We start from the raw sequence: 22,969 nt of genomic DNA, 5'->3' as shown, positions 1-22,969 counted from the left end.
GGGCTCTCCCTTCAGTGAAGGATACGCACCAACATGGCCCCGGCTTCACGGAGCGGGTCGGTCGCGATGGCGAGCACGCGGCCATCGTGCGGCGCGTAATAACGCTCGATCTCATGCCCGAACGGGTCATAGAGCGTGGCGACAAGCTGGTCTTTTTCCACCTTGTCATTGAGCCCGACATGCAAAACGGCGATGCCGCCTACCCCGGCATAGATGTTGGTGTAGCTGGTGCCGACGAACGGCGGCACCTTGGGCGTGTCCACAGTCCCCTTCAAAAGCCCTTGCTGGACCATCAGGTTTTCGAGCCCAGCAACCGCCCGGTCGATCTTGTGGACCTGGAACTGCTTGGGCGCGCCGATCTCAAAGGTCACGGCGGGGATGCCTTCCTCAATGAAGGTGGTTTCCAGCGTGCCTTTTTCGCCGGGGTCATTCTTGATGATGTCCGGCATCAGCGCAAACGCCATCGCCCGCGCGGTTGGGTTGGTGAAATCGGCAAAAACAAACAGCGGATAGGCCGAGCCCTGCGTCTGGGTATGGAGGTCGACGGCAAGGTCGGTGCCCACGCGGAGTAAGTGGCTCCACAGTTTACCGGCATAAAGCTCGGCGGTGCCACCGCCTTCGGTCGCGCCCGGAAATTCCCGGTTGAGGTCGGCCTGGAAACCGCCACCGGACGCGCCGACATAATAGCGGCTGTTGGCGTTCATCCCCGGCTGGTTGAGGCCCGGTACGGCAACGATGGTACCGTGAAGCTGGTCCGGCTTCAGCACGGCCGCCAGACGGTGGATCACCCGGATACCGTTCAGTTCATCGCCGTGCACAGCCGCGGTAAGCAGCAGGCGCTTGCCCGGGTGCGCGCCCTTGATGACGATCACGGGCACATAAATGGGCTGGCCGCTGTTGCGCCACCCGGCGGCGAAATAGAAATCATGCCGCCCGACGCTGAGCTTGTCGGTATCAAGCGCATCGATGACCGGAACACCGCCCACCCGGTCCGGCAGGCGGGGTTCGGCGAAACTGTCCCCCGGCGCCGCCGCCATGATGGCCATCACCAGAAACGCCAGTAAAAAGGCGCCAAGCCATGGGCCGCGGGGTCGCGTTTTCTGTTGAACTGACGTCACGCTGTATTCCTCAAAGACGATAGGGACCGGACCCGGCCGCCTGTCATCATGGCCGCATCCGGGGATGCTTTGCAATGGCCCGATTGGCAAGAATCGGAACATTATGGTTAATAACAATGCCTATTGCATACCACAGGTTGCTAATGCCAAATAGGGTAGAGGAAAAAGGGACAGGCATATGGGTGCGAACTGCGGGTGTCATAACACTCAATTCGACGGCATGGACGGGCGCTACAAGCGCGCGCTGATCGCTGTTATCCTCATCAATGCCATCATGTTCTTTGTTGAAATGCCGCTCGGTTTCGTTGGCCATTCGCAGGCCATGAAGGCTGATGCGCTCGATTTCCTCGGCGACACCATCACCTACGCCATGTCGCTCGCCGTGATCGGCCATCACCTGCATGTCCGCTCGAAGGCGGCCTTGATCAAGGGCATCAGCCTCCTCCTGATGGGGCTTTGGGTTTTGGGCTCAACCATTTATGCCGTGTTCGTGCTGCACACGCCTGCCGCGGGGATCATGGGCACGGTCGGCGCGACTGCCCTCGCCGCCAACCTCACCAGCGTTTTCCTGCTAATGCGCTACAAGGACGGGGACGCCAACGTGCGCTCGGTCTGGCTGTGTAGCCGCAACGACGCCATCGGCAACCTTATGGTCATGCTGGCCGCCTCGGGCGTTTGGGCCACGAAAACCGGCTGGCCCGATCTGATTATCGCGTTCGTCATGGCCAGCCTGTTCGTCTATGGTGCCTTCAGCATCATCCGCCAGGCCCGCGCCGAACTGAAACATCAAAACCATCATCATGCCGCCGCCGAATAGGGTGGAGCACAAGGAAAGGACGACTGTGACCGGAGGCTCAACCCGTTTTTACACGAGCCGGCGCTTCCTGCCGCTTTTCGTGACCCAATTCCTCGGGGCGCTGAATGACAACCTGTTCCGGCAGGCGCTCATCATGCTGATCACCTACCGGATCGCCGAGCAGCTTGCGGTCAAGCCCGCGGTCTTGAACAACCTGGCGATCGGGCTTTTCATCCTGCCCTTTTTCCTGTTTTCCGCGCTCGCCGGGCAACTGGCGGACAAGCATGAGAAATCGGTCCAGATATTCTGGATCAAGGTGTGGGAAATCGGGCTCGCGCTCATGGGCGCCTTGGGCTTTTACCTCCACAGCTTGCCGCTTTTGATTGGCGTGCTGTCCGGCCTTGGGCTTCAGTCCACCTTCTTCGGGCCGATCAAATACGGCATCCTGCCGGACCTGATGAAAAAGGAAGACCTCCTGAGCGCCAACGCCCTGGTTGAGGCCGGGACCTTCATCGCCATTCTCATGGGCACCATCATCGGCAGCTATGTGGTCCTCAAGTCCGGCGGCGTCTCGGTAATCGCCACGCTGACCATCCTGGTCGCGGTTATCGGCACCATCTCGGGCCGCATGGTGCCGAAGACCGGCCGCGCCGCCCCGGACCTGGAGCTGACCGTCAATATCTTCAAAGCCACAGGCGCGCAGCTGAAGGCCGCCTGGGCGCACCCGGTGGCGCGCCCGGCCATCATCGGCATCAGCTGGATCTGGCTGTTCGGCTCGCTGTTCATCACCCAGATTCCCGACATCGTCAAAAACCGTATCGGCGGCGATGAGTCGGTCGCGACGCTGATCCTCGCCTGCTTTTCGGTCGGCATCGGTGCGGGATCGATGTTGTCGAGCAAGCTTCTGAAGGGCAATATCTCCGCGCATCTGGCAGCACCCGCGCTCATCGCCCTCAGCGTGCTCGGCGCCGCCCTGTTCCTGCTGCTGCCCGCAGGTCCGGGTGACCATCTGATCGGCCTTGGCGTCTTCCTGTCGGATATCCGCGGGGTCGCGCTGGTGGCCGTCCTGCTCCTGATCGCGATGGCGGCGGGGGTTGTGGTGGTGCCGCTTTACACCATTTTGCAGGACCGCACCGCACGCGAGGAGCGCTCGCGCATGATCGCCGCGACCAATATCGTCAACAGCGGCTTCATGGCCGGTGGGTCTATCCTGGCATCGATCCTCATCGCCTTCGGCATGACTACGCCGATGGTGCTGTTGCTGACCAGCCTGTCGAGCCTCATGTTCCTCAGGACGGCACGCCACCTTGAACGGCAGCTTTGACGCCAAACCCGGCAGCGCACCGGCCCACCGCTGAAAAGGTAACCCCAAAGGCGGGCGGACCGGATACCTACATTTGAATCAAAGACTTGTCCCACGCCCCCGGCTCTGCCTATAGTGGTGGTGAAAAGGAGAGGTCGTGACCCGTATTTTCAGCAAACGCCGCAGTCCGGTCCTTGAGACGCTGGGTCAGCTTTTGATCCTGCTGTCGGTTGCGGCTGCGGTGGCGTATGGCGCTGGCTGGTACCCTGACGGGGTACTCGCCCAGGCTGTTGCCAAGGGTGCGGCTGTCGGCCTCCTTGCCCTGTTCGTGCTGATCAGCAGCCAGAACCTCAACCACCTCCTGCTGTTTCTGGCGCTTTGCGCCTCGGTCGCCGGGGATGTTTTCCTGGTTCTGCCGCATACCGAGGCCTTCCTCCATGGCCTGCTTGGCTTCCTGACGGCGCATATCATGTTCGTCATCCTTTATTTCAGGAACCGCCTTCCGGGCTCGGACATCAGCCGGGCGCGCTTCAATGCCGCCGTGCTGGTATGGGTCGCAACCGGGATCAGCTATATCGTCATGTACCCGCACTTGGGCGCGCTTCTGTGGCCTGTGATCGGCTATTCCGCGCTTCTCGCGCTGATGACCACCACGGCGCTTCTGAGCGGCTATTCGCTCAAGCTGGTCGGCCTCGGCGCCGTCCTGTTCCTGATCTCGGACGCGCTTCTGGGCGCGAACCAGTTCCTCAATGTCCCGGCGTTTGTCGGCCAGCTTGTCTGGGGTGTCTATTTCACCGCCCAGCTTCTGATGACGCTTGGCGTCATGCTCGGCGAGGACCGACGATCCACCAGTTTCGGCTCGTATCGGTTTGACTAAGCGCCGGTTTCGCCGCATTTAAAGCTTAACGGTTTTCCCCTTATAGAAAGACAAAGGGCCATGCACGTCGTGGAACGGGATAAGAAGATATTACAGAAGAAGGCGGCCACGCTTGTCGAAGCGCTGCCCTACATGCGCAAATATGCCGACGAGACTTTCGTCATCAAATATGGCGGTCACGCCATGGGTGACCCGGAACTGGCCCGCCAGTTCGCGGAAGATATCACCCTTCTCAAGCAGGTCGGCATCAACCCCGTGGTGGTGCACGGCGGCGGGCCGCAGATCGGCGAAATGCTGTCGCGCCTGTCGATCAAAAGCGAATTTGTCGATGGCCTGCGCGTCACCTGCAAGGCCACCGTGGACATCGCCGAAATGGTGCTGTGCGGCAGCATCTGCAAATCGATCGTCGCGGACATCAACCGCGCGGGCGGCCGTGCCATCGGGCTTTCCGGCAAGGACAGCTCCATGGTCACCGCGACCAAGATGGAACGCTCGAAAATCGACCCGACCTCGAACATCGAACAGGTGATCGACCTTGGCTATGTCGGTGAGCCGACCATCGTGAACCCCTATATCCTCAAGCATTCGATCGACAGCGACATCATCCCCGTGATCTCGCCGATCGCTGCGGGCGAGGACGGCACCACATACAATATCAACGCCGACACCATGGCAGGCGCGATTGCGGGGGCCCTCGGCGCCCGGCGCTTCTTCCTGCTGACTGACGTGCCCGGCGTGCTCAACAAACAGGGCGAGCTGATGACCGAGCTGACCCGCACCGACATCGACCGCCTGGTCGCCGACGGCACCATCACCGGCGGCATGATGCCCAAGGTCGAAACCTGCCTGAACGCGGTGGACCAGGGCGTCAATGGTGCGGTTATCCTGGATGGCCGGGTCAAACATGCGGTGCTTCTGGAAATCTTCACCGAGCACGGCGCTGGCACGCTGATCCGCGCCTAAGGTGGCCACCCGGAAAGGCGGACACTTATAGCACCGTCACCCTGAACTTGTTTCAGGGTCCATTTGCAAAATGAAAAAGGGGCCGAATGGCCCCTTTGCTGTGTCTGCCGAATGAACCCGGCCTTCTATCCGGCGCTCAGGCCTGCTCGACAAAATAGCTGAGGTGCCAATCAAGCTCGTTATCGTCGATCGGATATTTGGTGCCGTCCTTGGGGTGCAACAGCTGCGCTTTCGGCACCAGCGCGAAGCGGGTCTGGAGCTCATACGCCGTGCGCATCTTGAGCCCGGCCCGCCAGGCAAGCGCCGTGACAGCCCGGCCGCTTTTCGACTGGATAATCTGCCTGACCGTCGCCGCCGGAATGTCCGCCATCACCGACAGGCATTGGAGCAGAAGCTCACGCCGGTTGGCCTCGATCTGTTCGATGACGAAATCATCGGTCAGCATGCTGCGCTGGTAATAGTCCTGCGCGGCGCGGGCCAGCTTGGCTTCATCGCCTTCCCCAAGCCGTTCGGACGAAAGCCGTTCCCGCACGCGCTCCAGAAGCTCCTCCGCCTGGTCTTCCGGCAGATCATTCTGTTCCATCATGGCGTGAACAAGCGCTGAAGCGACAAACCCGGCGATGCGTTTCATCGCCCGGATGGAAAGTTGCGGCCGCATGGCAAGCGGCTTGTGCAGGTCCTCAACCGATTCCGCCTGGTCGATGATCTGGTCGAGCGTGTCTTCACGAATCTGGGCGTTGGCGTTGGTCAGAAGCGCGGTAATCGCCGGAATGTCGAGCGTGGCGACAAGGTCATCTGCCACTTCTTCGCTGACGGTGGTCCGGCTGGCGATCGATTGCAGCGCCGTCTGGCTCGCGCCCGCTGCGATAATCTCACGCAGGTCGTCATCGTTCAGAAGTGGCGAATATTGCAGGATCGGCCCGCAGACAATGTCGGCCACGTCGCGCGCCAGCTTGTCGACAATCTCCTTCGGCACATTGTCCGAACTTTTGATCTCCTCGGCGACGACGGCACGGATTTTCGGCAACTGGTCTTCGGCCAGCGTTTCCAGAAGCTTGATCGCCTTCTCCCGAAGCGCGTTGCGTTCGCCCCGCTTCAGCCCCGGCACCAAACGGCCGATCTTGCGCGCCAGTTCCGCCCGAACCTCATCATCCTCGTCATCGGACAGTTTCTCGGCGGCCTGCATCGGCGTCGAAGGGTTGGCGGCAATCAGCTTCCTGACTTTCGGCGCCTTGTCTTCCGCGAGATAATAGAGCACTTCCGGCCGAGCATCGGCGCGGGCGGCCAGTTCGGCACGTTGGTCGTCGGACCCCTTTTCGAGGATGTTCCGCTCATCTTCCTGGGACAGTATCTTAGGCAATCCCTTGCCACCCCCCAAAAGCGCTTTCAGCTTCCCTAGCATCCTATGACCCTTCCCCCGTCATGTCCGGCTCTTCTCCCTCCACGGCGAAGGCGATAGCACCCCTGCCCGCCTTTTTCACTTCATATAACGCTTTATCAGCCCGGTGCGCCAAGCTTTGGAAAGACAGATCCTGTCCGGCATCAGTAACGCAAATGCCCACAGACGCTGACAGGCTCAAACCCGGCTGTCCGAGCTTTGCCCGGACTTCGGGCATAAAGTCAATGAGCCGCTGCGCTTTCTCGGCGGCATGGTCGCCGTCAACATCCTCAAGCCAGACGATGAATTCATCACCGCCATAGCGCCCGGCATAGTCGCACGGCCGGATAATCGCCTGCATATGATCGGCCACCAGCTTGAGCGCCTTGTCGCCCGCAGCATGACCGAGCGTGTCGTTCACTTCCTTGAAATGGTCGAGGTCGATGAACAGCAGGCAGCCGCGCTGGCCGGTGCGCGCCTGATAGCGCAGCCTGCGGTCGATGGTTTCGCCAAGCGCCCGGCGGTTGAGGAGCGATGTGAGCTCGTCCTTGCTCGACAGCCTGTAAAGCTTGTCAATCAGCTCAGCCTTGCCGAAGGCAGCCGTCAACACCCCGGCAACGGCATTGAGGAGTTGTTCCTCCTGCGCCGACCAGGGGTTGGCATCGGTGTCCCGGCTGATGATCATCATGCCCAGGCCCTCGCCCGCGCGCTCCAGCCGGATGGCCAGATGCTGGCGCCCTTCGCCCTTAATCGCTGCCACCTTGCCTTCGGAAACGCTGAGCGTCTGCCAGATGCTTTCGGTGTCCAGAATGTCGTAATGCGTGCCTTCGACCGAGACAGGCACCAGGCCTTCCTGATATTTCACCACCGCCCAGACCATGTCTGCCCTGAGGATATCGGCGAGGATTTTAGAGGCGCTGTCCAGAAGGTCCTGGGCGCTTTCCTCGGTGTTCAGAAGTTCGGTAATCCGCTGCTGCAAGGACAGGCGCAGGTTGTCCAGCCGGGTCTGGCGTTCGGCCAGGTAACGCTTGGTCATATCCCGGCACGTGCCCCTGAGGGACAGGAGCTTGCCGTCCTCCCCCATTTGCGGGTGGACCGAAAAATGCAGCCAGCGTTTGGGCTGGCCTTCCAGCGATACGGGCACAGCGTCGAAACTCGCAGGCTCCACCGCCGTAAGCGGGTTCCGGGCGGGGACGACACCATCAGGCCAGAAAATATCCGTGGCATTGCGGCCGAGCCAGTCATCCGTGTTCACACCGAAGGCTTCGTCCGGTGACAGGAAAATGAAGCTTTTTGCGGTGTCGATTTCGAACGCCATGTCGGCCGCACCGTCGAGAAGTTCGCGCAGCATGGTGCGGCTTTTCATCAAAGCCTCGGTCATGCGGTCCGTGAGCGTGGTATCGCGCGCGATGATCAGACAGTCGTCGCCTTCGGGGATGAGAACAAGCCAGAAGCGGGCGCCGTCATGATCGGCGATTCGCTCATCGACCGGGCTGCTTGTTTCAAAAGCACGGGCCGCCGCAGCGCGTAGGGTTTTCTCGCCCTCGAGCCACATGTCCTTGAGCGCGGTCGAGGACCGCGAATGGTCCAGCAAAAGGCCCTTGCGGCTGACCCGGATCGCGCACGTCTCTGTGCCGCCAAGCCCTGGCAGCATATCGACATTCTTCCGGGTAGACCTCAGAAGGCTCATACTCTTCCCATCTTTTTCATCCCCCGGCAGTGTATCCGGCCTTTTATTAAGGTAGATTTAATCATGATAGCGGGATAATGCATAGAACCATGTTGGACCAAAACCGAAACCTTTTTCACCCCATCTTCGACGACAAGCGCGACACCTGGGTCTTCGACCTGGACAATACGCTCTATGCCGCCGATTGCGACCTGTTCAGCCAGATCGACCGCAACATCGGCGCCTATGTCCAGAAGCTGCTGGACCTGCCGCCCGATGAGGCCCGCAAGGTGCAGAAAGGCTATCTCCTGAGCCACGGCACCACACTGCGCGGCCTGATGGCCGAGCATAATGTGGACCCCTATGGCTATCTGGCCGAGGTACATGACATCGACTTCAGCCCGATCGAACAGGACCCAGCACTACGCACGGCGCTTGAAAAGCTGGAGGGCCGCAAGCTAGTCTTCACCAATGCCGACGCGCCTTATGCCCGCGAAGTGCTGAAGCGGCTGGGGGTCGACGACCAGTTTGAAGCCGTGTTCGACATCCATTCGGCCGAGCTTGAGCCCAAGCCCAAGCGCGAAGTGTATGACAAGTTCCTCCGTGACCATGATGTGAACCCGGCCCGCGCCGTGATGTTCGAGGATATGGCCCGCAACCTGATCCCGGCGCACGCGCTGGGCATGGGCACCGTATGGGTCAACACCGGCACACCGTGGGGCGAGGCCGACCATGACGCGGACAAAATTCACGCCGAAACCCCGCTCCTGACCGACTGGCTGCACGCTTTCCTGAACCGGTAAGCAAGTATTTCTATGGTAAACTGCGCGCCGGCGCGATTGACTCCCGGGGTGCCGCCGCTATTGTTCCCGGGTTATTTTTGTCCCGAGCCGCAAGCCGTAAGGAATACCGCCATGAGCCACGCCGATCTCCAGTCCGTCATCGACGCCGCTTTCGAAACCCGCGATCAGGTTTCCGCCGCGACAAAAGGCGAAATCCGCGAAGCTGTCGACGAGGCCCTGAACCTCCTGGACGCAGGCACCCTGCGGGTCGCCAGCAAGGACGGCGGTGAATGGACCGTGCACCAGTGGCTCAAGAAAGCCGTGCTCCTCTCGTTCCGCCTCAATGACATGGCGCTGATCGCCGGTGGCCCCGGTGAGAATACCCACTGGTGGGACAAGGTGCCGAGCAAGTTTGAAGGCTGGGGCGCGGATGAGTTCACCAAAGCCGGTTTCCGCGCCGTGCCGGGCGCGATCGTCCGCCGCTCCGCCCATATCGCCAAGGGCGCCGTGTTGATGCCGTCCTTCGTCAACCTCGGCGCCTATGTCGGCGAAGGCACCATGGTGGATACCTGGGCCACGGTCGGCAGCTGCGCGCAGATCGGATCCCACGTGCATCTTTCGGGCGGCGCCGGGATCGGCGGCGTGCTGGAACCCTTGCAGGCCGGCCCCGTCATCATTGAAGACAACTGTTTCATCGGCGCCCGCGCTGAGGTGGCTGAAGGCGTGGTGGTTGAGGAAGGCTCCGTCCTGTCGATGGGTGTTTACCTCGGCGCCTCCACCAAGATCGTCGACCGCACGACCGGCGAAGTGTTCATGGGCAGGGTGCCTGCTTACAGCGTCGTGGTGCCGGGCAACCTGCCGGGCAAGCCGCTTGCCGACGGCACACCGGGGCCGTCGCTTTACTGCGCCGTGATCGTGAAGCGGGTGGATGAGCGCACGCGCTCCAAAACCTCGATCAACGATCTCCTCCGGGACTGACCGCGCCATGATGCCGCTTGACCCTGTCACCCTGTCGCAGGAACTGATCCGCCATGAAAGCGTGACGCCGGACAAGGGCGACGCGCTGGATTACCTCAAGGGCGTGCTGACCACGCTCGGCTTCAAATGCCACAAGCTGGTGTTCGAGGAAGAAGGTACAGACCCGGTACCGAACCTTTATGCCCGCCTGGGCAAGAAAGGCCCGAACTTCTGCTTCGCAGGCCACACCGACGTGGTGCCGGTGGGGGCCGCGGGCAAATGGACCATGGACCCGTTCGCGGCGGATGTGAAAGACGGCCAGCTTTACGGCCGGGGCGCGGCGGACATGAAATCAGCCATCGCCGCCTTCGTCTGCGCCGCCGAACGCTTCATCGAAAACCGGGACAAGAAGCCCGCGGGCTCGATCTCCTTCCTGATCACGGGTGATGAGGAAGGCATGGCGATCAACGGCACGCGCAAGGTGCTGGACTGGCTCAGGGAAAAGGACGAAACCATCGACTATTGCCTGGTGGGTGAGCCCACCAACCCCGAGGAGGTCGGGGAAATGGTCAAGATCGGCCGTCGCGGCAGCCTGCACGGTGTTATCACCGTGCACGGCATCCAGGGCCATGTCGCCTACCCGCACAAGGCCCATAACCCGATCCCGGACCTCAACAAGATCGTCACCGAGCTGTACCGGGAACCGCTCGATGACGGCAACGAACATTTCCAGCCGTCGAACCTGGAGGTGGTGACCATTGATGTCGGCAACGACAGCCATAATGTCATCCCCGGTGAGGCCTCGGCGCGCTTCAACGTGCGCTTCAATAATGAATATACGCCGGAGGCCTTAAGGGCTGAGCTGACCCGCCGCATGGACGCTGCGGGGGTGACGTATGAGATCGACTGGCACCTGTCGGGCGACAGCTTCCTGACCGAGGAAGGCCCGCTGTCGATCGCGGTCTCCGACGCGATCGAACACCGGCTGGGCAAGAAACCCATCCTGTCGACGACCGGCGGCACCTCGGACGCGCGCTTCATCAAGGACATGTGCCCGGTGGTCGAATTCGGCCTTGTGGGCGCGACCATGCACAAGGTGGATGAGCATGTCGCCGTCAGCGACATCCATGCGCTGACCGACATATACGAAGAGATCATCAGCCGCCTGTTGGGGTGATCCACAGACACGCTGAGACAACAAAACCCCAATATAACAAAACCCCGGACCATGACGGTCCGGGGTTTTGTTCATTCTGCTACAGGCTTTGACCTCAGGCGTTAGGGACGCCTTGGTCCTACTTGGCCTTCTTGGCTGCTTTTTCAGCCTTTTGCTTGGCCTTTTCTTCAGCCTTCTTCTTGCGCTCGGCACGGTAAGCCGCCCGTTCTTCCTTATGGCGTTTGACCATCGCCTTCCGCTCCTCAACCTGCTGTTTTCTCAGCGTGGCCTTGGCGTCGGCGCTTAAGGACGGGTTTTCGAGGGCTTTCTTCTGCGCCGCCACCATGTCTTTCCACTCCTGCCGCTGGCGCGTCCGCAGGGGGTTCAGTTTCTTGTGTTTGACATGATGTTTGGCCTTGGCCGCTTTGCCGGGTTTGGCTTTTGCGGTTTCGGCCTGGGCTTGTTTCCCGGGCGCGGTGTCCTGGGCAAGAACCGGCAGGGTCACAAGCGTGGCGGAGCCGGCAAGCAGCAGGGATGCTGCGAGCAGTTTAACAGGGTGAGCCATGAACAATCTCCTTAGACTAAAACCCTATGCGAGTCTCTAGGAGCGCTCCCCGTCAAATCCATGGCGAAAAGGTGGCGGAAAAAAGGCAGCTATCCAAATCTGCTCTTTTATTTCAGGTGGTTAGCCAGCTGGGGCACACCTGCGTCAAACCGGGTGTTCGGCCCTGAGTTTAGCGACATTGGCTTCCCAGTTGGCGCCGTCGAATTCTTCGATCGTGAGGGATGCGATGGTATCCGCATCGATGCAGTTGGCGTTGATCGACCAGCCTTCAGGGTGGCTTCTCGGCACATAAAAGGCCTTCACGCCGCAGGTCTTGCAGAACAGATGCCGCGCCACGCCGGAGTTGAAGCGGTATTCGCTCAAGGCATCCGCGCCCGAGGTGATGGTGAACTCATCCGGGCCCGCGAATACATGCAGGAAGCCGGTTTTCGAGCACATGCTGCAATTGCAGCGGCTGGCGGTAATGTCGGCGGGCGCCTGCACTTCGAAGCGCACGGTGCCGCAGTGGCAGCCGCCCTTATGGGTAATCTTGTCGGTCATTGTTCAGTCTTTCCGTCGCTGCCGTGGCTTTCAAGGAGAGGGCCTGTTTCACGCTCAATACGGAACAGCCCGGCATATTGCTGCCATGCAGGGGCAAAGGATTTGTAAAGGTCGCCATTCTGGTAGGCGTCGAACGCCGCCCGGCTTTCGAAACCGTATAGAGTGCGGAAGCCAACCCAGCCGTCTGCGTCGGGTTCATCGAGCCGGGCCAGGTGCGCCCACAGCACACCGGGTTCCCCCGCGATTTCCGCCACATGGCCGCCAGTAAGCCAGGCGATATAGTCCTCGCCCCGCTCCGGGTCGACCCAGACCCTGACGCTATAGAGAAGTCCGCTCATGCGCTCACCATCCCGCGCGCTTTAAGCGCTGCCGCCAGCGTGCCGTCATCCAGATAATCCAGCTCGCCGCCCACCGGCACACCGTGGGCAAGCGCGGTGACCTTGACGCCGCTGTCCGCCATCCGCTCAGCCAGGTAATGGCTGGTGGTCTGGCCGTCGACCGTGGCGTTGAGCGCGAGGATGACCTCCTGCACATCACCGGCCGCCACCCGCGCCATCAGGGGCGCGATATTCAGCTCCTCCGGCCCGACGCCATCAAGCGCCGACAGCGTGCCGCCAAGCACATGGTAAAGCCCCTTATAGGTTTCCGAGCGGTCGAGCGCCCACAGGTCGGCGACATCTTCAACCACGCACACGGTAGTGCGGTCGCGCCTGTTGTCCACACACACATGGCAGGGGTCGGTGGTATCGATATTGCCGCACGTCCCGCAAATGCGCACCCGGTCCGCCACGTCATGAAGCGCCGTGGCCAGGGGCACCATGACGCTGTCCTTCTTCTTCAGAAGCTGCAGAACCGCCCGGCGCGCCGAGCGCGGCCCAAGCCCCGGCAGCTTCGACAGAAGCTGGATCAGCGTATCAATGTCACTTCCGTGGCTGCGCGGCATAGAAAAGGTCCCGTTCAGGTGTCGTCCGACCCCTTGTATGCCACAGGATGGATTTGGGTCCCAAGGCCGAACAGCAGCCACAGCACAAAATATTGCACGAAAGCCCCCAAGGCGAGCACAAGCGCAAGAACAACGGGATTGGCTTTGAGGACCGTATCCGGTACCTGCGCCAATAGGGCGGACAGTTTCCCCGCCGCCGCCAACAGGGCGCAGAGGCCCCCAATGGCCGCAACCTCGGTCGTTATCCCGCCGAACATGGCCCAATAGGACAGACGCTGCTGTTCACCCGGCGACAAGGGCCGCCCCTGGTGCTGTGTGAAGCTGTAGCCCACAAACGGCGCGGCCAGGAGCATGACAAAATCGACCGTCCCGAAAGCATTTTTATGCAGCACCACCAATAGGAGGCTGAGGAGAAGGCCGATGCCCCAGGACAGCAGCAAATACCGCATCACATAGGGCTTTACCGGCAGGTCGGTGGAAACGGTAGCAGAAAGGGCCGCGCGGGCCTCATCCTCGGCCGCAGGCATCTTTATATTTTTCACGCAATACACCTCTGAATTTGTGGTCCCGTTTCAGGTGCCACTCCCGACCGCCCGGCGCAACCCAAACTTTCACTTTTCATCCGGGCTTAGCCTTCCTGCGCTGCCTGTTTGGCCCGTTTCTCTTCATAAGCCTTCAGGCTGAATTTGCTGCTCCGCCCCAGCGAGAACCAGATTCCAAAATATTGAATTGCGCCACCGACAATGATGAGGAAGGCAACAAACACTACGGACAAATCCGCTTCCTTAATTCCAAGAGTGTCTAACTGCCCTGCCAAGGCTGCAAGCCCCACAATAGGAAGAGCCACAGCTATGGTGAGCAGGATGTTGAAGACATTTGCCCACCAGGCCAGTTTGCGGCGTTCTACGGGAAGCAAAGCCCTGCCATTATCCATAATGAACTTGTGATGTGTCGCCATTGCCGCGCAGATGATAACGGCAACCCCGATGCTACTGCCTGGGTCGAAGCCAGTGAGAGCGACGACAATCCCCAGGAGGACAACCACCGCAACATTGATCAGTAGATAATATTTTACATATTTGCCAACCGGTTGAGCGTCCGGCAGAAGCTCTACCGATGGCCCTGCGCCTTGCGATGTCACGCCCGATTGTACTGGAACGGCCTCAGCCGTCTCTTCCATATTGTTTTCTGAATGTGTCACGTAATGCCCCCCTGAATTTGTGGTCCCGTTTCAGGTGCCACTCCCGGCTCATTGCCTCGCCACGGGTCTTGAATTCTTCGCTATAGAGAAGAACCCATTCGCGCCCCCGTGTAGATTTGGCCCCTTTTCCACTATTATGGGTAGCAATTCTTTTTTCAAGGTTGTTTGTCCAGCCGACATAGGTCCGGACCTCGCCGTCCCTGATGCTGCCGATGACATAGACGAAGCAGGAAAAAGAGCTAGGGTCGTCAGTCAACGACAGCTCCAAAGTGCCCATTCCCAAGCATCTTCATATACATCGGGGGAAAATCCCGGGTAGTTTTTTGAGGCATCATCGCGGGGCAGTACCCCATCATTCTTTTGCTGATAGGAAACAGCTCTGTGGGTAAAGCCTACCAGGCTCTGCACAGCCATTCTTGCGGCGGTCACGTCTTGCCGTGAATGCGCCGAAAAGACTTCAAATGGATCAATCGGCGCCGCTTGCTTTAGAGAGTAGCTGTACCGACGTTCTTGGTATGAAATTAATTTATACATTCCTTCAAGAAGTGGCATTTCCTGTAGCTGCACCACGAGCCGCTCCCGGAACTCCTGACATCTCTCTCGCTCAATGACAGCCTCGCGTTCTGCTTTGGCCTGCTCCGCTGCCCTCAGTCGCTCATCTTCTCGGGCACGAGCAGCTCGCTCCTCTCGTTCCTGGGCCAATCGCCTGACGGTGACAACAATCATGAAGACCAGTACACCAATGATTACGATCATCAATATGACAGGCCACGCCGGCATTTGAGGCCCCTTAAAAAGGCATCTTGAAGCCGGCGGGCAGGTCGATGCCGCCGGTGAGGTCCTTCATGCGCGACTGCATCACGTCGGCCGCCTTGGCCTTGGCCTGCGCGTGGGCGGCGACGATCAGGTCTTCCACCACTTCCTTGTCCTCAGCGGTGAACAGGCTGGGGTCAAGCGTGACTTTCTTGAGGTCACCCTTGGCGGTGAGGACCACCGTCACCATGCCCGCGCCCGCGGTGCCTTCCACCTCGACGTTGTCGAGTTCGGCCTGCATGTCGCCCATCTTGGACTGCATTTCCTGGGCTTTCTTGAGCATTTCGCTGAGATTTTTCATCGGGCTATCCCTTGGAAAATATATTAGAAATCGAAATCACCGGTTTCTTCATCCACCGCGTGTTGCAGCGCATCCTCGATGGAGAGGTCGTCTTCGCTCGCGCGGCGGTCCCGTACGGCCAGAAGCTGGGCATCCGGGAAAGCGGCGAGGAGCGCCTTGACGATCGGCTCCTCCAGCGCTTCCTGCTTATGCTTCTTGTCACGCGCGACTTCCTGTTCCCGCACGGTGGACTGGCCGCCTTCATGGGTGATGGTGATGGCCCAGTCGGTCCCGGTCCAGCGCTTGAGGCATGCCTTCACCCGCATGACGAAATCGGCCGGGACCTTGTCGGACGGGTTGAAGGTGATGGAGCCGGGCTTATAGTCCACCAGCCGCACATGATCCTTGAGGATGACGGCGAGCGTCGGCTCGCGTTCGGCATTGAAAAGCGCGACCAGTTTTTCAAAATTGATCGGCATCGGGTGGAGCGGATGATCGGCGCCACCGGCGGGGTTGAGCGCCAGCACCTGTGCGCTTGCCCTGTTGGTCATCTGGGCGGTCGGCCCGCCGCTTGCCGCCTGGCTGACCGCATGGCCTGCCATCGCGGTCACGTTGCCGCCGCCTGCGGGCGCGGGCGCGCCGCCCCCGGCCGCCACGGCACCACCGCCCTGAACCTGCTTGATCAGGTCCGCCGGGCTCGGCAGGTTGGCGGCATAGCACAGCCGGATGAGGACCATTTCAGCCGCGGCGATCGGGCTCGGCGCGGTGCGAACTTCCCCGAGGCCTTTGAGCAGCATCTGCCACGCCCGGGTCAGGTGCGGCATCCCCAGCGTTTTCGCCATCTCGGCGCCCTTGGTGCGCTCGGCTTCCGAGACCAGCACGTCTGAGCCCGCCTCCGGCGTGACCTTCAGGCGCGTCAGCCAATGGGTTACTTCCAGCAGGTCATTGAGGACCACGCTGGGGTCGGCGCCTGAATCATATTGCTTCCTGAGCGTGCCAAGCGCAGCAACGACATCGCCCTTCATCAACGATTCGAACAGGTCCAGCACCTGGGCGCGGTCGGCCAGGCCCAGCATGTCGCGGACCTGGGTTTCCGTCACGTCACCGGCACCGTGGGCGATGGCCTGATCAAGCAGCGACAGGCTATCCCGCACCGAACCTTCGGCCGCGCGAGCGACCAGCTTCAGCGCGCCTTCCTCGGCCTTGCAGCCTTCCTGATCGATGATTTTGGCAAGGTGCGCGACCAGCACATCAGCCTCCACACGCTTCAGGTCGAAGCGCTGGCAGCGGGAAAGCACGGTCACCGGCAGCTTGCGGATTTCGGTGGTCGCGAAGATGAATTTCACATGCTCCGGCGGTTCTTCAAGCGTTTTCAGAAGCGCGTTGAAGGCGTTCTTCGACAGCATGTGCACTTCGTCGATGATATAGATTTTGTAGCGGGCACTGACCGGCGCATAGCGCACGCTTTCGATAATCTCACGGATGTCATCCACGCCCGTGCGGCTGGCGGCATCCATTTCCAGCACGTCGACATGACGGCTTTCGGCGATGGCCTTACAGTTTTCACACACGCCGCAGGGCGTGATGGTCGGGCCATCATGCGCGGTACAGTTAAGCGCCTTGGCGATGATGCGGGCGGTGGTGGTTTTCCCCACCCCACGGACGCCTGTAAGGATGAAGGCATGGGCAAGACGGCCGCTGTCGATGGCGTTTGAAAGCGTGCGCACCATCGCTTCCTGCCCGATCAGGTTATCGAAATCGGCAGGGCGGTATTTGCGCGCGAGCACGCGGTAGTTTTCTTCGCCTTTCACGTCAGCCATTGGCCGTCATCTCCCTCAAAAACGTGAGTGTCATGACTAGCAGGAACGACGCGCAAGCGGAAGGGCTTTGGCGCAGACGGCGCCAACTAAAAACTGCCACGGAATTTTGGAAGGGTGGGAGGGCCAAAACGACCCATGCACAACTCGTTACGGCTGCTTCCTTTCGGACCTGACCGGGTTGGCGAGCGGAATGTCCGCCGGCTCTCCCGCGGCTGTATATGGCGATTCTTGTGCGCACTTGCAAGGGTTATGTGACCGCTCTAGGTAATGGGGGTGCAAATCAGGAGTTTTCCATGCCGCTTTCAGCCGTCCAGACCGCCTTTTCCGGCAATCCGCTCGACCGCGCCGAACATCTGCGCACCGACCCCGAGATTTTCGGGGATTACCTGACGCAGGATGATGCGCGAGTCGTCCTGATGGCCGGGGAAAGCCGCGAAGCGGAAGACGGTAAGCTCCAGCTGACAGCGGACACCCGAATCCTGACCGACGCCATGGGCGATATCGCCTGGCAGAAACCCTCGCGGCTCCGCTTCCTGCCAACGCTGAACACCATCTTCCTCGGCCTCGACGCGGGCGCCCCGCGCTACGCCTGCCTGCTGGACGGCAGCGCCGATGACTTCGCCGAGATGTTCGAGCCCGAAGGCGCCAAGTTCCGGGACGGCCGCGGCATCGCCTTCAAGCTGGAAAGCACACCGCCGCACCCGTCCCTCGGCATCATCGCGCATGCCAAAAGCATGCTTTTGTGGCACGAAAGCCACCGCTTCTGCGCCAAGTGCGGGGCGGAAAGCCGCCTTATCAAGGCGGGGTATGAACGCGAATGCCCGGCCTGCGGCGCGCACCATTTCCCGCGCACCGACCCGGTGGTCATCATGCTGGTGCGCCGGGGCGACATGGCGCTGGTCGGGCGCGGCAAGGGCTGGCCCGAAGGCCACTATTCCGCGCTCGCCGGTTTCATGGAGCCGGGCGAAAGCATGGAAGAAGCGGTCGCGCGCGAAGTGTTCGAGGAAGTCGGCCTCAGGGCAACCAAGGTGCGCTATATCACCAGCCAGCCATGGCCGTGGCCCTCGTCCCTGATGATCGGCGCCGAAGCCTGGGTCGAGGAAGGAGAGATCAGCCTGCAGGAATCGGAAATCGCCGATGCCGTCTGGATCACCAAGGATGACGTGCGCGCCAGCATGCGGGGCGAGCACCCCTACCGCCTGGTGCCGCCGTCCTTCGCCATCGCCCATTCGCTGGTCAAGACCTGGCTGGACGAAGCTTAAGGTTTAGTCCCCGCCCTTATAGTCCTGCTTCATGACGGTTGTCGGCACACCGGTGGCCCCGGCATAGAAAACCCGCATGGTCACAGGCTCCGTGCCTTCGTTGCGGCCCTTGTGGATGACATTCTGGGCTTCGACCACCGCTTCACCTGCCCGGAACACGCGCTTCTCTCCGCCTTTGTAATAGACAGTCAAGACACCGGTCTCGATATAGCCGAAGGTTGGCACCGGATGGAGGTGCCAGCCATTTTCCTCACCGGGGTCGATCGTCACCGTCACCGCAGTGATCTGCGCAGGGCCGGAGGGATAAGTGATCGGCCCGCCGATCACCGTTTTATCGGTTTCCAGAAGCTTGTGGGCCTCACCTGCCGACGCGGCACCGGTAAGTGCGGCAGCCGCCGCCATGGCAATCAGAAAAGTCCGCATATCAGCCTCCTCTTACGGGGTCAGAGTGCTTTTCGAACTCGGAACTGAACGGTTCTGGCTTCAGGCCGCGAAGCGCTCCATCGCGGCGGCCATATCGATATCGAACTGGGTGATGCCACCGGCGTCATGCGTGGTCAGGCGCACCTCGACGCGGTTATAGACATTGAACCATTCCGGGTGGTGATCCATTTTTTCGGCAAGAAGTGCCGCGCGGTTCATGAAGGCCCAGGCTTCGGAGAAATCAGCGAACTTGAAGCTCTTGTTAATCGCTTTGCCGCTTTCATGGTAAGCCCAGCCCGGCAGGGTCTTCATGGCTTCGTCGCGCGCGTCAGCGCTCAGTTCGGTCGGTCGGCTCATTTTCTGTTCCTTTAGCTTAAAAGTTCATCGACTAGCGCGGGCACCAGGATCCCCGCCGGGCCCTGGCGGCATTCGTCGAACAGGCTGGCGCCGCGGCTCGGCTCCAGATTGATTTCGATGGTGTGGGTATGCTCCTTGACTTCGATGACGAAGCCCGCGGCCGGATAAACCTCGCCACTGGTGCCGATGGAGATGAACAGGTCCGCCTCTTCAAGAAGGCTGCTGATCTCGTCTATGTATAGCGGCACCTCACCGAACCAGACGATATGGGGCCGGAGCCTACCCACCGTACAGCAATCCGGGCAGCCACTGTCCTCCTCGACATCGTCTTCCCACTCGATCACATTGCCACACATGCGGCAGCGCACTTTCCGAAGCTCGCCATGCATATGGACGACACGGCTTGAACCCGCGCGCTCATGCAGGTCATCCACATTCTGGGTGACGATGGTAACGGTGCCGGGATACTCGCGCTCAAGCCGGGCCAGCGCCTCATGCGCGCGGTTGGGCGCCACCGTATAAAGAGCCGCGCGGCGTTCGTTATAGAAGGCCTGCACACGGGCCGGATCGCGCACGAAAGCCTCAGGCGTCGCCACATCCTCGATGCGCTGCTGCTCCCACAGGCCGCCAGCATCCCGGAAGGTCATGATCCCGGATTCGGCGGAAATGCCCGCGCCGGTCAGGATCACGATGTTACTGAATGTCCCCATGGCGTCCCCCACTTTTTCCCGCACCCCTTTTTATATCAGCCCCGATGGGTTACCTGTTATTAAACCAGCTTTAAGGGAGTGCAAAGTGGTCAAGGTACTTTTTGTCTGCATGGGGAATATCTGCCGCTCGCCGATGGCCGAGGGCGCGTTCAGGGCGGCGGCGGAGAAAGCCGGGCTTCTGGACAAGATGACCATCGATAGCGCCGGCACCACCCGTTACCACGCAGGCGAAGCACCGGACAGACGCGCGCAGGAAACCGCCAAGAAGCGCGGGGTGGATATCTCCTACCAGCGCGCCCGGCAGGTCACCCAGGAAGACTTCGAGACCTTCGACTATATCCTCGCCATGGACCGGGACAATTACGACACGCTGATGGAGCGCTCTCCCGACGCGCATAAGCACAAGATCGGCCTGTTCCTGACCCATGCACCGGAGCTGCCGCTCGATGAAATGCCGGACCCCTATTATGGCCACCGCGACCAGTTCGACAGCTGCTACGCCGCGGCGATGGATGCGGCCGAGGGGCTCCTCGCCAAAATCCGCGACACACATTTCTGACCGCCATGGCCGCGCCCCTCAAAATACAGCTTGAAAAAGCCCTGGGGTCCGCGGTCGTGGCCAGCCGCCCGATGGCGGGTGGTGATGTCGCCGATGTCTCACGCCTGACACTCGCGGACGGCAGACAGGTGGTGGCCAAGCGCCCGCGCGCCGATCAGGCGGACAACACCGGCCTTGAAGCCATGATGCTCACTTACCTTAAGGACCACTCACCGCTGCCGGTGCCGAAGGTTCTGTTCCAGGCCGACGGCATCTTGGTGATGGAGCATATCACGCACGCGGGACCAACCGACAGACACGCTGCCAGCATCGATGTCGCGCACCATGTCGCCGCGCTTCATAAGGTAACAGGCCTTCGTTACGGATTCGAAACAGACACCGTGATCGGCCCGCTGCCACAGGAGAATGCGGAAAGCGACAGCTGGTGCAGCTTCTTTGGCGAACGCCGCTTGCTTGCCATGGCCGGGGCCTGCACCCGCACCGGGCGGCTGAGCCCCGCGACCATGATGCGCACCGAAAAGCTCGCCCAAAAACTCCCGTCCCTGATCCCGGACCGGCCGGAGGCAAGCCTGCTGCATGGCGACATCTGGTCCGGCAATATCCTGATCGATGGTGACCGGGTAGCGGCCTTCATCGACCCGGCCATCTCCTATGGCGACCGGGAGATGGACCTGGCTTTCATCGCGCTCATGGGCGGGCTCGACCCGGTATTTTTTGAGGCCTATGGGGACATCATGCCGCTCGCGCCCGGCTTCCATGAGGACCGCATGGCGCTTTACCAGCTGTGGCCGCTTCTCGTGCATGTGCGGCTGTTCGGTGGCGGCTATGTGGGCGCGGTCGAGCGTATCCTCGACCGCTTCGGAGTCTGACGCTTACGCTTCCTGCGGCCCGGCCACGCCGTCTTCAACCACATAGCTTTTGAGCACCGAGGCGTTCAGCTCAGGCGAGGTAACGTCCTTCACGATACGCAGGTCGCTCTGCCAGCGCTTCTTGTCGACATCACACAGGATATAGCCGCGGTAGCGGCCGTCATAGAGCTTGATGTGCGGGTTGTCAGGCAGCGATTTGACATTCTGGTAATGGTGGCTGTTGCCACTGGTGATCGAGGTGCCGACAAACTCGCTCGCCACCGTCGCGGATTTCGGATCGTCGAAATCCTTCTTCACATCGCAGACATAATAGGCGTGCACGTCACCGCCGAGGATAACCGGGTTCGAAACCTTGCGCTTCTCGATGACATCGAGCACGCGGTCGCGGGAGCCGACATAGCCGTCCCAATATTCGCTGCCGAACTGTTCTCCCGGCCCCAGCTTGAAGTCATGCTTGGAGAAGAGCATCCCCTGCGTGATGACGTTCCATTTGACCGGCCTGCGCCCGAGGCCCGAGCCACCGAGAAGCCAGTGTTCCTGTTCCATCCCCAGAATGGTGCGTTTGGGGTCCAGCCGTTCCTTGCAGGTGTCGTCGATCAGGCGCCAGCCGCCGTTTTCCGGGGTCTGGCACGGCTGGTCGTCCCGGTACTGGCGGGTATCCAGCATGTTGAATTCGAGGAGATCACCAAAAGCCGCGCGCTGGTACATAAAGGCGTTCGGGCCGATCGGCTTGGCCGCGCGGCGCAGCGGCTGGTGCTCGAAATAGGCTTTGTAGGCGGCGGCGCGGCGCAGAAGGAAGCTCTTGGTCGGCTCATACTTGGCGTCATAGATGCCGGCATAATCGTTCGCCACCTCATGGTCGTCCCAGTTGAGGTACCAGCTGGTGTGCGCGTGCGCGGCCTGCAGGTCCGGGTCCTGTTTGTAGGTGGCATAGAGGAGGCGGTATTCATCGAGCGTGCGCGCCACCTTAACCGGAGCCCGCCGCACTTTGCTGCCAGAATAGCTGAATTCATAAATATAGTCGCCCAGGTGCACGACCAGGTCCGGGTTCTGCGCCACCATATCGCGGTAGGCGGTATAATAGCCCTGCTCATAATGCTGGCAGGAGGCCACGGCGAAGCGGAGATGGTCCGTGGGCGCCAGCATGGCAGGGGCGGTCATCGCACGGCCCACCGGGCTGACCTCATCGCCTACGCGGAAGCGGTACCAATAAGGCCTGCCGCTTTCGAGGCCTTCCACATCGACATGGACGGCATGGGCGTTTTCCGGGTGGGCAACCACATGGCCGGTCCGCACGATCTTGCGGAAACGGTCATCCGCGGCGATTTCATAGCCGACCGGGATCGGGTCCGCCCCTACGGCCGTGCGGTCAAGCGGCGCTGGTGCCAGCCGGGTCCAAAGGACGACACCGGTCGGGGTTGGGTCCCCCGAAGCGACGCCGAGCTTGAAGGGGTAATCGATGAACCTGGGCTTGCCGGTGATCCACTGTGGCACTGCCAGGACCGGGCGACTGAAAGCCGCAAGACCCAGAAGACTAGCTGCGCGGATCAACTCGCGCCGTGAAATTTTGCTCATGATAACTCCCCGAACGAATGACTCTATACGTCTTAAAAGCCTATGGGTGACAA

The 22,969-nt window shown here is 60.9% G+C and carries 27 protein-coding genes and 1 other RNA gene; 10 read left to right on the top strand and 18 right to left on the bottom strand.

Translation table 11 applies throughout. The annotated features are described in order from the left end of the window. Nucleotides 1-11: 11 nt before the first annotated feature. Nucleotides 12-1,118 (bottom strand): succinylglutamate desuccinylase/aspartoacylase family protein, encoded by a 1,107-nt coding sequence (locus K6118_RS04750; RefSeq protein ID WP_247119072.1) that lies wholly within the window; start codon nucleotides 1,116-1,118, stop codon nucleotides 12-14. Between the two features lie 178 nt (nucleotides 1,119-1,296). On the opposite strand from K6118_RS04750, the gene K6118_RS04745 reads away from it, so the two are divergent. The 4 genes from K6118_RS04745 to argB all read left to right on the top strand — a co-directional run bounded on the left by K6118_RS04745 (nucleotide 1,297) and on the right by argB (nucleotide 5,057). Further along, nucleotides 1,297-1,935: a cation efflux transmembrane domain-containing protein gene (locus K6118_RS04745; RefSeq protein WP_247119071.1), complete on the top strand. Its 639-nt coding sequence runs from the start codon at nucleotides 1,297-1,299 to the stop codon at nucleotides 1,933-1,935. 25 nt (nucleotides 1,936-1,960) lie between these two features. Continuing rightward, on the top strand, nucleotides 1,961-3,238 hold the full coding sequence (locus K6118_RS04740; RefSeq protein WP_247119070.1) for an MFS transporter: 1,278 nt from the start codon (nucleotides 1,961-1,963) through the stop codon (nucleotides 3,236-3,238). A 136-nt stretch (nucleotides 3,239-3,374) separates the two neighbouring features. Continuing rightward, nucleotides 3,375-4,094: a lysoplasmalogenase gene (locus K6118_RS04735; RefSeq protein ID WP_247119069.1), complete on the top strand. Its 720-nt coding sequence runs from the start codon at nucleotides 3,375-3,377 to the stop codon at nucleotides 4,092-4,094. A gap of 60 nt (nucleotides 4,095-4,154) precedes the next feature. Continuing rightward, nucleotides 4,155-5,057: an acetylglutamate kinase gene (gene argB, locus K6118_RS04730; protein WP_247119068.1), complete on the top strand. Its 903-nt coding sequence runs from the start codon at nucleotides 4,155-4,157 to the stop codon at nucleotides 5,055-5,057. 136 nt (nucleotides 5,058-5,193) lie between these two features. Here the strand turns inward: argB and K6118_RS04725 are convergent, their stop codons facing one another. Beyond that, the gene (locus K6118_RS04725) at nucleotides 5,194-6,417 is read right to left on the bottom strand and encodes a DUF2336 domain-containing protein (protein ID WP_247119067.1); all 1,224 of its coding nucleotides are present in this window, start codon (nucleotides 6,415-6,417) and stop codon (nucleotides 5,194-5,196) included. Between the two features lie 43 nt (nucleotides 6,418-6,460). Next, on the bottom strand, nucleotides 6,461-8,125 hold the full coding sequence (locus K6118_RS04720; RefSeq protein WP_247119066.1) for a sensor domain-containing diguanylate cyclase: 1,665 nt from the start codon (nucleotides 8,123-8,125) through the stop codon (nucleotides 6,461-6,463). An 89-nt stretch (nucleotides 8,126-8,214) separates the two neighbouring features. Here K6118_RS04720 and K6118_RS04715 point away from each other — a divergent pair, with 89 nt between their 5' ends. The 3 genes from K6118_RS04715 (at nucleotide 8,215) to dapE (ending at nucleotide 11,020) form a co-directional block, all read left to right on the top strand. Continuing rightward, nucleotides 8,215-8,907 carry a pyrimidine 5'-nucleotidase gene (locus K6118_RS04715; RefSeq protein ID WP_247119065.1) on the top strand — a complete coding sequence of 231 codons (693 nt, stop codon included), beginning with the start codon at nucleotides 8,215-8,217 and terminating at the stop codon, nucleotides 8,905-8,907. 111 nt (nucleotides 8,908-9,018) lie between these two features. Continuing rightward, nucleotides 9,019-9,864: a 2,3,4,5-tetrahydropyridine-2,6-dicarboxylate N-succinyltransferase gene (gene dapD, locus K6118_RS04710; protein ID WP_247119064.1), complete on the top strand. Its 846-nt coding sequence runs from the start codon at nucleotides 9,019-9,021 to the stop codon at nucleotides 9,862-9,864. 7 nt (nucleotides 9,865-9,871) lie between these two features. Beyond that, the gene (dapE, locus tag K6118_RS04705) at nucleotides 9,872-11,020 is read left to right on the top strand and encodes a succinyl-diaminopimelate desuccinylase (RefSeq protein ID WP_247119063.1); all 1,149 of its coding nucleotides are present in this window, start codon (nucleotides 9,872-9,874) and stop codon (nucleotides 11,018-11,020) included. A gap of 118 nt (nucleotides 11,021-11,138) precedes the next feature. Here dapE and K6118_RS04700 read toward each other — a convergent pair whose 3' ends face one another. The 11 genes from K6118_RS04700 to ffs form a co-directional block, all read right to left on the bottom strand. Beyond that, nucleotides 11,139-11,564 (bottom strand): hypothetical protein, encoded by a 426-nt coding sequence (locus K6118_RS04700; RefSeq protein ID WP_247119062.1) that lies wholly within the window; start codon nucleotides 11,562-11,564, stop codon nucleotides 11,139-11,141. Between the two features lie 144 nt (nucleotides 11,565-11,708). Continuing rightward, nucleotides 11,709-12,104 (bottom strand): GFA family protein, encoded by a 396-nt coding sequence (locus K6118_RS04695; protein WP_247119061.1) that lies wholly within the window; start codon nucleotides 12,102-12,104, stop codon nucleotides 11,709-11,711. Beyond that, nucleotides 12,101-12,442, bottom strand: coding sequence for a putative quinol monooxygenase (locus K6118_RS04690; RefSeq protein ID WP_247119060.1), 342 nt, complete (start codon nucleotides 12,440-12,442; stop codon nucleotides 12,101-12,103). The genes K6118_RS04695 and K6118_RS04690 overlap by 4 nt, the downstream gene beginning before the upstream one ends. After that, complete coding sequence (gene recR, locus K6118_RS04685; protein WP_247119059.1) at nucleotides 12,439-13,047, bottom strand: recombination mediator RecR; 609 nt, start codon at nucleotides 13,045-13,047, stop codon at nucleotides 12,439-12,441. The genes K6118_RS04690 and recR overlap by 4 nt, the downstream gene beginning before the upstream one ends. Nucleotides 13,048-13,061: 14 nt before the next feature. Further along, a complete protein-coding gene (locus tag K6118_RS04680; RefSeq protein WP_247119058.1) occupies nucleotides 13,062-13,589 on the bottom strand; it encodes an ABZJ_00895 family protein in 528 nt (175 codons plus the stop codon). 86 nt (nucleotides 13,590-13,675) lie between these two features. Then, a complete protein-coding gene (locus K6118_RS04675) occupies nucleotides 13,676-14,248 on the bottom strand; it encodes an ABZJ_00895 family protein (RefSeq protein ID WP_247119057.1) in 573 nt (190 codons plus the stop codon). Further along, nucleotides 14,211-14,504, bottom strand: coding sequence for a GIY-YIG nuclease family protein (locus K6118_RS04670; RefSeq protein WP_247119056.1), 294 nt, complete (start codon nucleotides 14,502-14,504; stop codon nucleotides 14,211-14,213). Before K6118_RS04670 ends, K6118_RS04675 begins: the two co-directional genes overlap by 38 nt. Beyond that, nucleotides 14,501-15,028: a hypothetical protein gene (locus K6118_RS04665; protein ID WP_247119055.1), complete on the bottom strand. Its 528-nt coding sequence runs from the start codon at nucleotides 15,026-15,028 to the stop codon at nucleotides 14,501-14,503. Before K6118_RS04665 ends, K6118_RS04670 begins: the two co-directional genes overlap by 4 nt. A gap of 10 nt (nucleotides 15,029-15,038) precedes the next feature. Beyond that, nucleotides 15,039-15,362, bottom strand: a complete 324-nt coding sequence (locus tag K6118_RS04660) for a YbaB/EbfC family nucleoid-associated protein (protein ID WP_247119054.1) — start codon at nucleotides 15,360-15,362, stop codon at nucleotides 15,039-15,041. A 23-nt stretch (nucleotides 15,363-15,385) separates the two neighbouring features. Further along, nucleotides 15,386-17,161 carry a DNA polymerase III subunit gamma/tau gene (locus tag K6118_RS04655; protein ID WP_247119053.1) on the bottom strand — a complete coding sequence of 592 codons (1,776 nt, stop codon included), beginning with the start codon at nucleotides 17,159-17,161 and terminating at the stop codon, nucleotides 15,386-15,388. 112 nt (nucleotides 17,162-17,273) lie between these two features. Then, nucleotides 17,274-17,370: signal recognition particle sRNA small type (gene ffs / locus K6118_RS04650), an RNA gene on the bottom strand. Between the two features lie 84 nt (nucleotides 17,371-17,454). Between ffs and nudC the strand changes: the two genes are divergently transcribed. Further along, on the top strand, nucleotides 17,455-18,423 hold the full coding sequence (gene nudC / locus K6118_RS04645; RefSeq protein ID WP_247119052.1) for an NAD(+) diphosphatase: 969 nt from the start codon (nucleotides 17,455-17,457) through the stop codon (nucleotides 18,421-18,423). Between the two features lie 3 nt (nucleotides 18,424-18,426). On the opposite strand, the gene K6118_RS04640 is transcribed toward nudC, so the two are convergent. The 3 genes from K6118_RS04640 to K6118_RS04630 are packed head-to-tail and all read right to left on the bottom strand — an operon-like array spanning nucleotide 18,427 to nucleotide 19,913. Beyond that, nucleotides 18,427-18,846, bottom strand: a complete 420-nt coding sequence (locus K6118_RS04640; protein ID WP_247119051.1) for a cupin domain-containing protein — start codon at nucleotides 18,844-18,846, stop codon at nucleotides 18,427-18,429. A 60-nt stretch (nucleotides 18,847-18,906) separates the two neighbouring features. After that, nucleotides 18,907-19,203, bottom strand: a complete 297-nt coding sequence (locus tag K6118_RS04635; protein ID WP_247119050.1) for a 4a-hydroxytetrahydrobiopterin dehydratase — start codon at nucleotides 19,201-19,203, stop codon at nucleotides 18,907-18,909. An 11-nt stretch (nucleotides 19,204-19,214) separates the two neighbouring features. After that, nucleotides 19,215-19,913, bottom strand: coding sequence for an NAD-dependent deacylase (locus tag K6118_RS04630; RefSeq protein WP_247119049.1), 699 nt, complete (start codon nucleotides 19,911-19,913; stop codon nucleotides 19,215-19,217). A gap of 85 nt (nucleotides 19,914-19,998) precedes the next feature. Between K6118_RS04630 and K6118_RS04625 the strand changes: the two genes are divergently transcribed. Next, nucleotides 19,999-20,472: a low molecular weight protein-tyrosine-phosphatase gene (locus tag K6118_RS04625; protein WP_247119048.1), complete on the top strand. Its 474-nt coding sequence runs from the start codon at nucleotides 19,999-20,001 to the stop codon at nucleotides 20,470-20,472. A gap of 5 nt (nucleotides 20,473-20,477) precedes the next feature. After that, complete coding sequence (locus tag K6118_RS04620; protein ID WP_247119047.1) at nucleotides 20,478-21,341, top strand: fructosamine kinase family protein; 864 nt, start codon at nucleotides 20,478-20,480, stop codon at nucleotides 21,339-21,341. A gap of 3 nt (nucleotides 21,342-21,344) precedes the next feature. On the opposite strand, the gene K6118_RS04615 is transcribed toward K6118_RS04620, so the two are convergent. Beyond that, entirely contained in the window at nucleotides 21,345-22,916 is a 1,572-nt protein-coding gene (locus K6118_RS04615; protein WP_247119046.1) for an alkaline phosphatase D family protein, read from the bottom strand. Nucleotides 22,917-22,969: the final 53 nt, after the last annotated feature.

This window comes from Kordiimonas marina (genome assembly GCF_023006325.1).
Lineage (GTDB): Bacteria > Pseudomonadota > Alphaproteobacteria > Sphingomonadales > Kordiimonadaceae > Kordiimonas > Kordiimonas marina.
This window is presented reverse-complemented; position numbering and strand designations above follow the sequence as displayed.

Coding starts and splice junctions, on each gene's coding strand:
- K6118_RS04690 (WP_247119060.1), bottom strand. CDS start 12,442: ATGAGCGGACTTCTCTATAGCGTCAGGGTCTGGGTCGACCCGGAGCGG.
- K6118_RS04620 (WP_247119047.1), top strand. CDS start 20,478: ATGGCCGCGCCCCTCAAAATACAGCTTGAAAAAGCCCTGGGGTCCGCG.
- K6118_RS04640 (WP_247119051.1), bottom strand. CDS start 18,846: ATGCGGACTTTTCTGATTGCCATGGCGGCGGCTGCCGCACTTACCGGT.
- K6118_RS04615 (WP_247119046.1), bottom strand. CDS start 22,916: ATGAGCAAAATTTCACGGCGCGAGTTGATCCGCGCAGCTAGTCTTCTG.
- K6118_RS04630 (WP_247119049.1), bottom strand. CDS start 19,913: ATGGGGACATTCAGTAACATCGTGATCCTGACCGGCGCGGGCATTTCC.
- dapE (WP_247119063.1), top strand. CDS start 9,872: ATGATGCCGCTTGACCCTGTCACCCTGTCGCAGGAACTGATCCGCCAT.
- K6118_RS04655 (WP_247119053.1), bottom strand. CDS start 17,161: ATGGCTGACGTGAAAGGCGAAGAAAACTACCGCGTGCTCGCGCGCAAA.
- K6118_RS04660 (WP_247119054.1), bottom strand. CDS start 15,362: ATGAAAAATCTCAGCGAAATGCTCAAGAAAGCCCAGGAAATGCAGTCC.
- argB (WP_247119068.1), top strand. CDS start 4,155: ATGCACGTCGTGGAACGGGATAAGAAGATATTACAGAAGAAGGCGGCC.
- K6118_RS04700 (WP_247119062.1), bottom strand. CDS start 11,564: ATGGCTCACCCTGTTAAACTGCTCGCAGCATCCCTGCTGCTTGCCGGC.
- K6118_RS04665 (WP_247119055.1), bottom strand. CDS start 15,028: ATGCCGGCGTGGCCTGTCATATTGATGATCGTAATCATTGGTGTACTG.
- K6118_RS04715 (WP_247119065.1), top strand. CDS start 8,215: ATGTTGGACCAAAACCGAAACCTTTTTCACCCCATCTTCGACGACAAG.
- nudC (WP_247119052.1), top strand. CDS start 17,455: ATGCCGCTTTCAGCCGTCCAGACCGCCTTTTCCGGCAATCCGCTCGAC.
- K6118_RS04635 (WP_247119050.1), bottom strand. CDS start 19,203: ATGAGCCGACCGACCGAACTGAGCGCTGACGCGCGCGACGAAGCCATG.
- K6118_RS04695 (WP_247119061.1), bottom strand. CDS start 12,104: ATGACCGACAAGATTACCCATAAGGGCGGCTGCCACTGCGGCACCGTG.
- K6118_RS04745 (WP_247119071.1), top strand. CDS start 1,297: ATGGGTGCGAACTGCGGGTGTCATAACACTCAATTCGACGGCATGGAC.
- K6118_RS04720 (WP_247119066.1), bottom strand. CDS start 8,125: ATGAGCCTTCTGAGGTCTACCCGGAAGAATGTCGATATGCTGCCAGGG.
- recR (WP_247119059.1), bottom strand. CDS start 13,047: ATGCCGCGCAGCCACGGAAGTGACATTGATACGCTGATCCAGCTTCTG.
- dapD (WP_247119064.1), top strand. CDS start 9,019: ATGAGCCACGCCGATCTCCAGTCCGTCATCGACGCCGCTTTCGAAACC.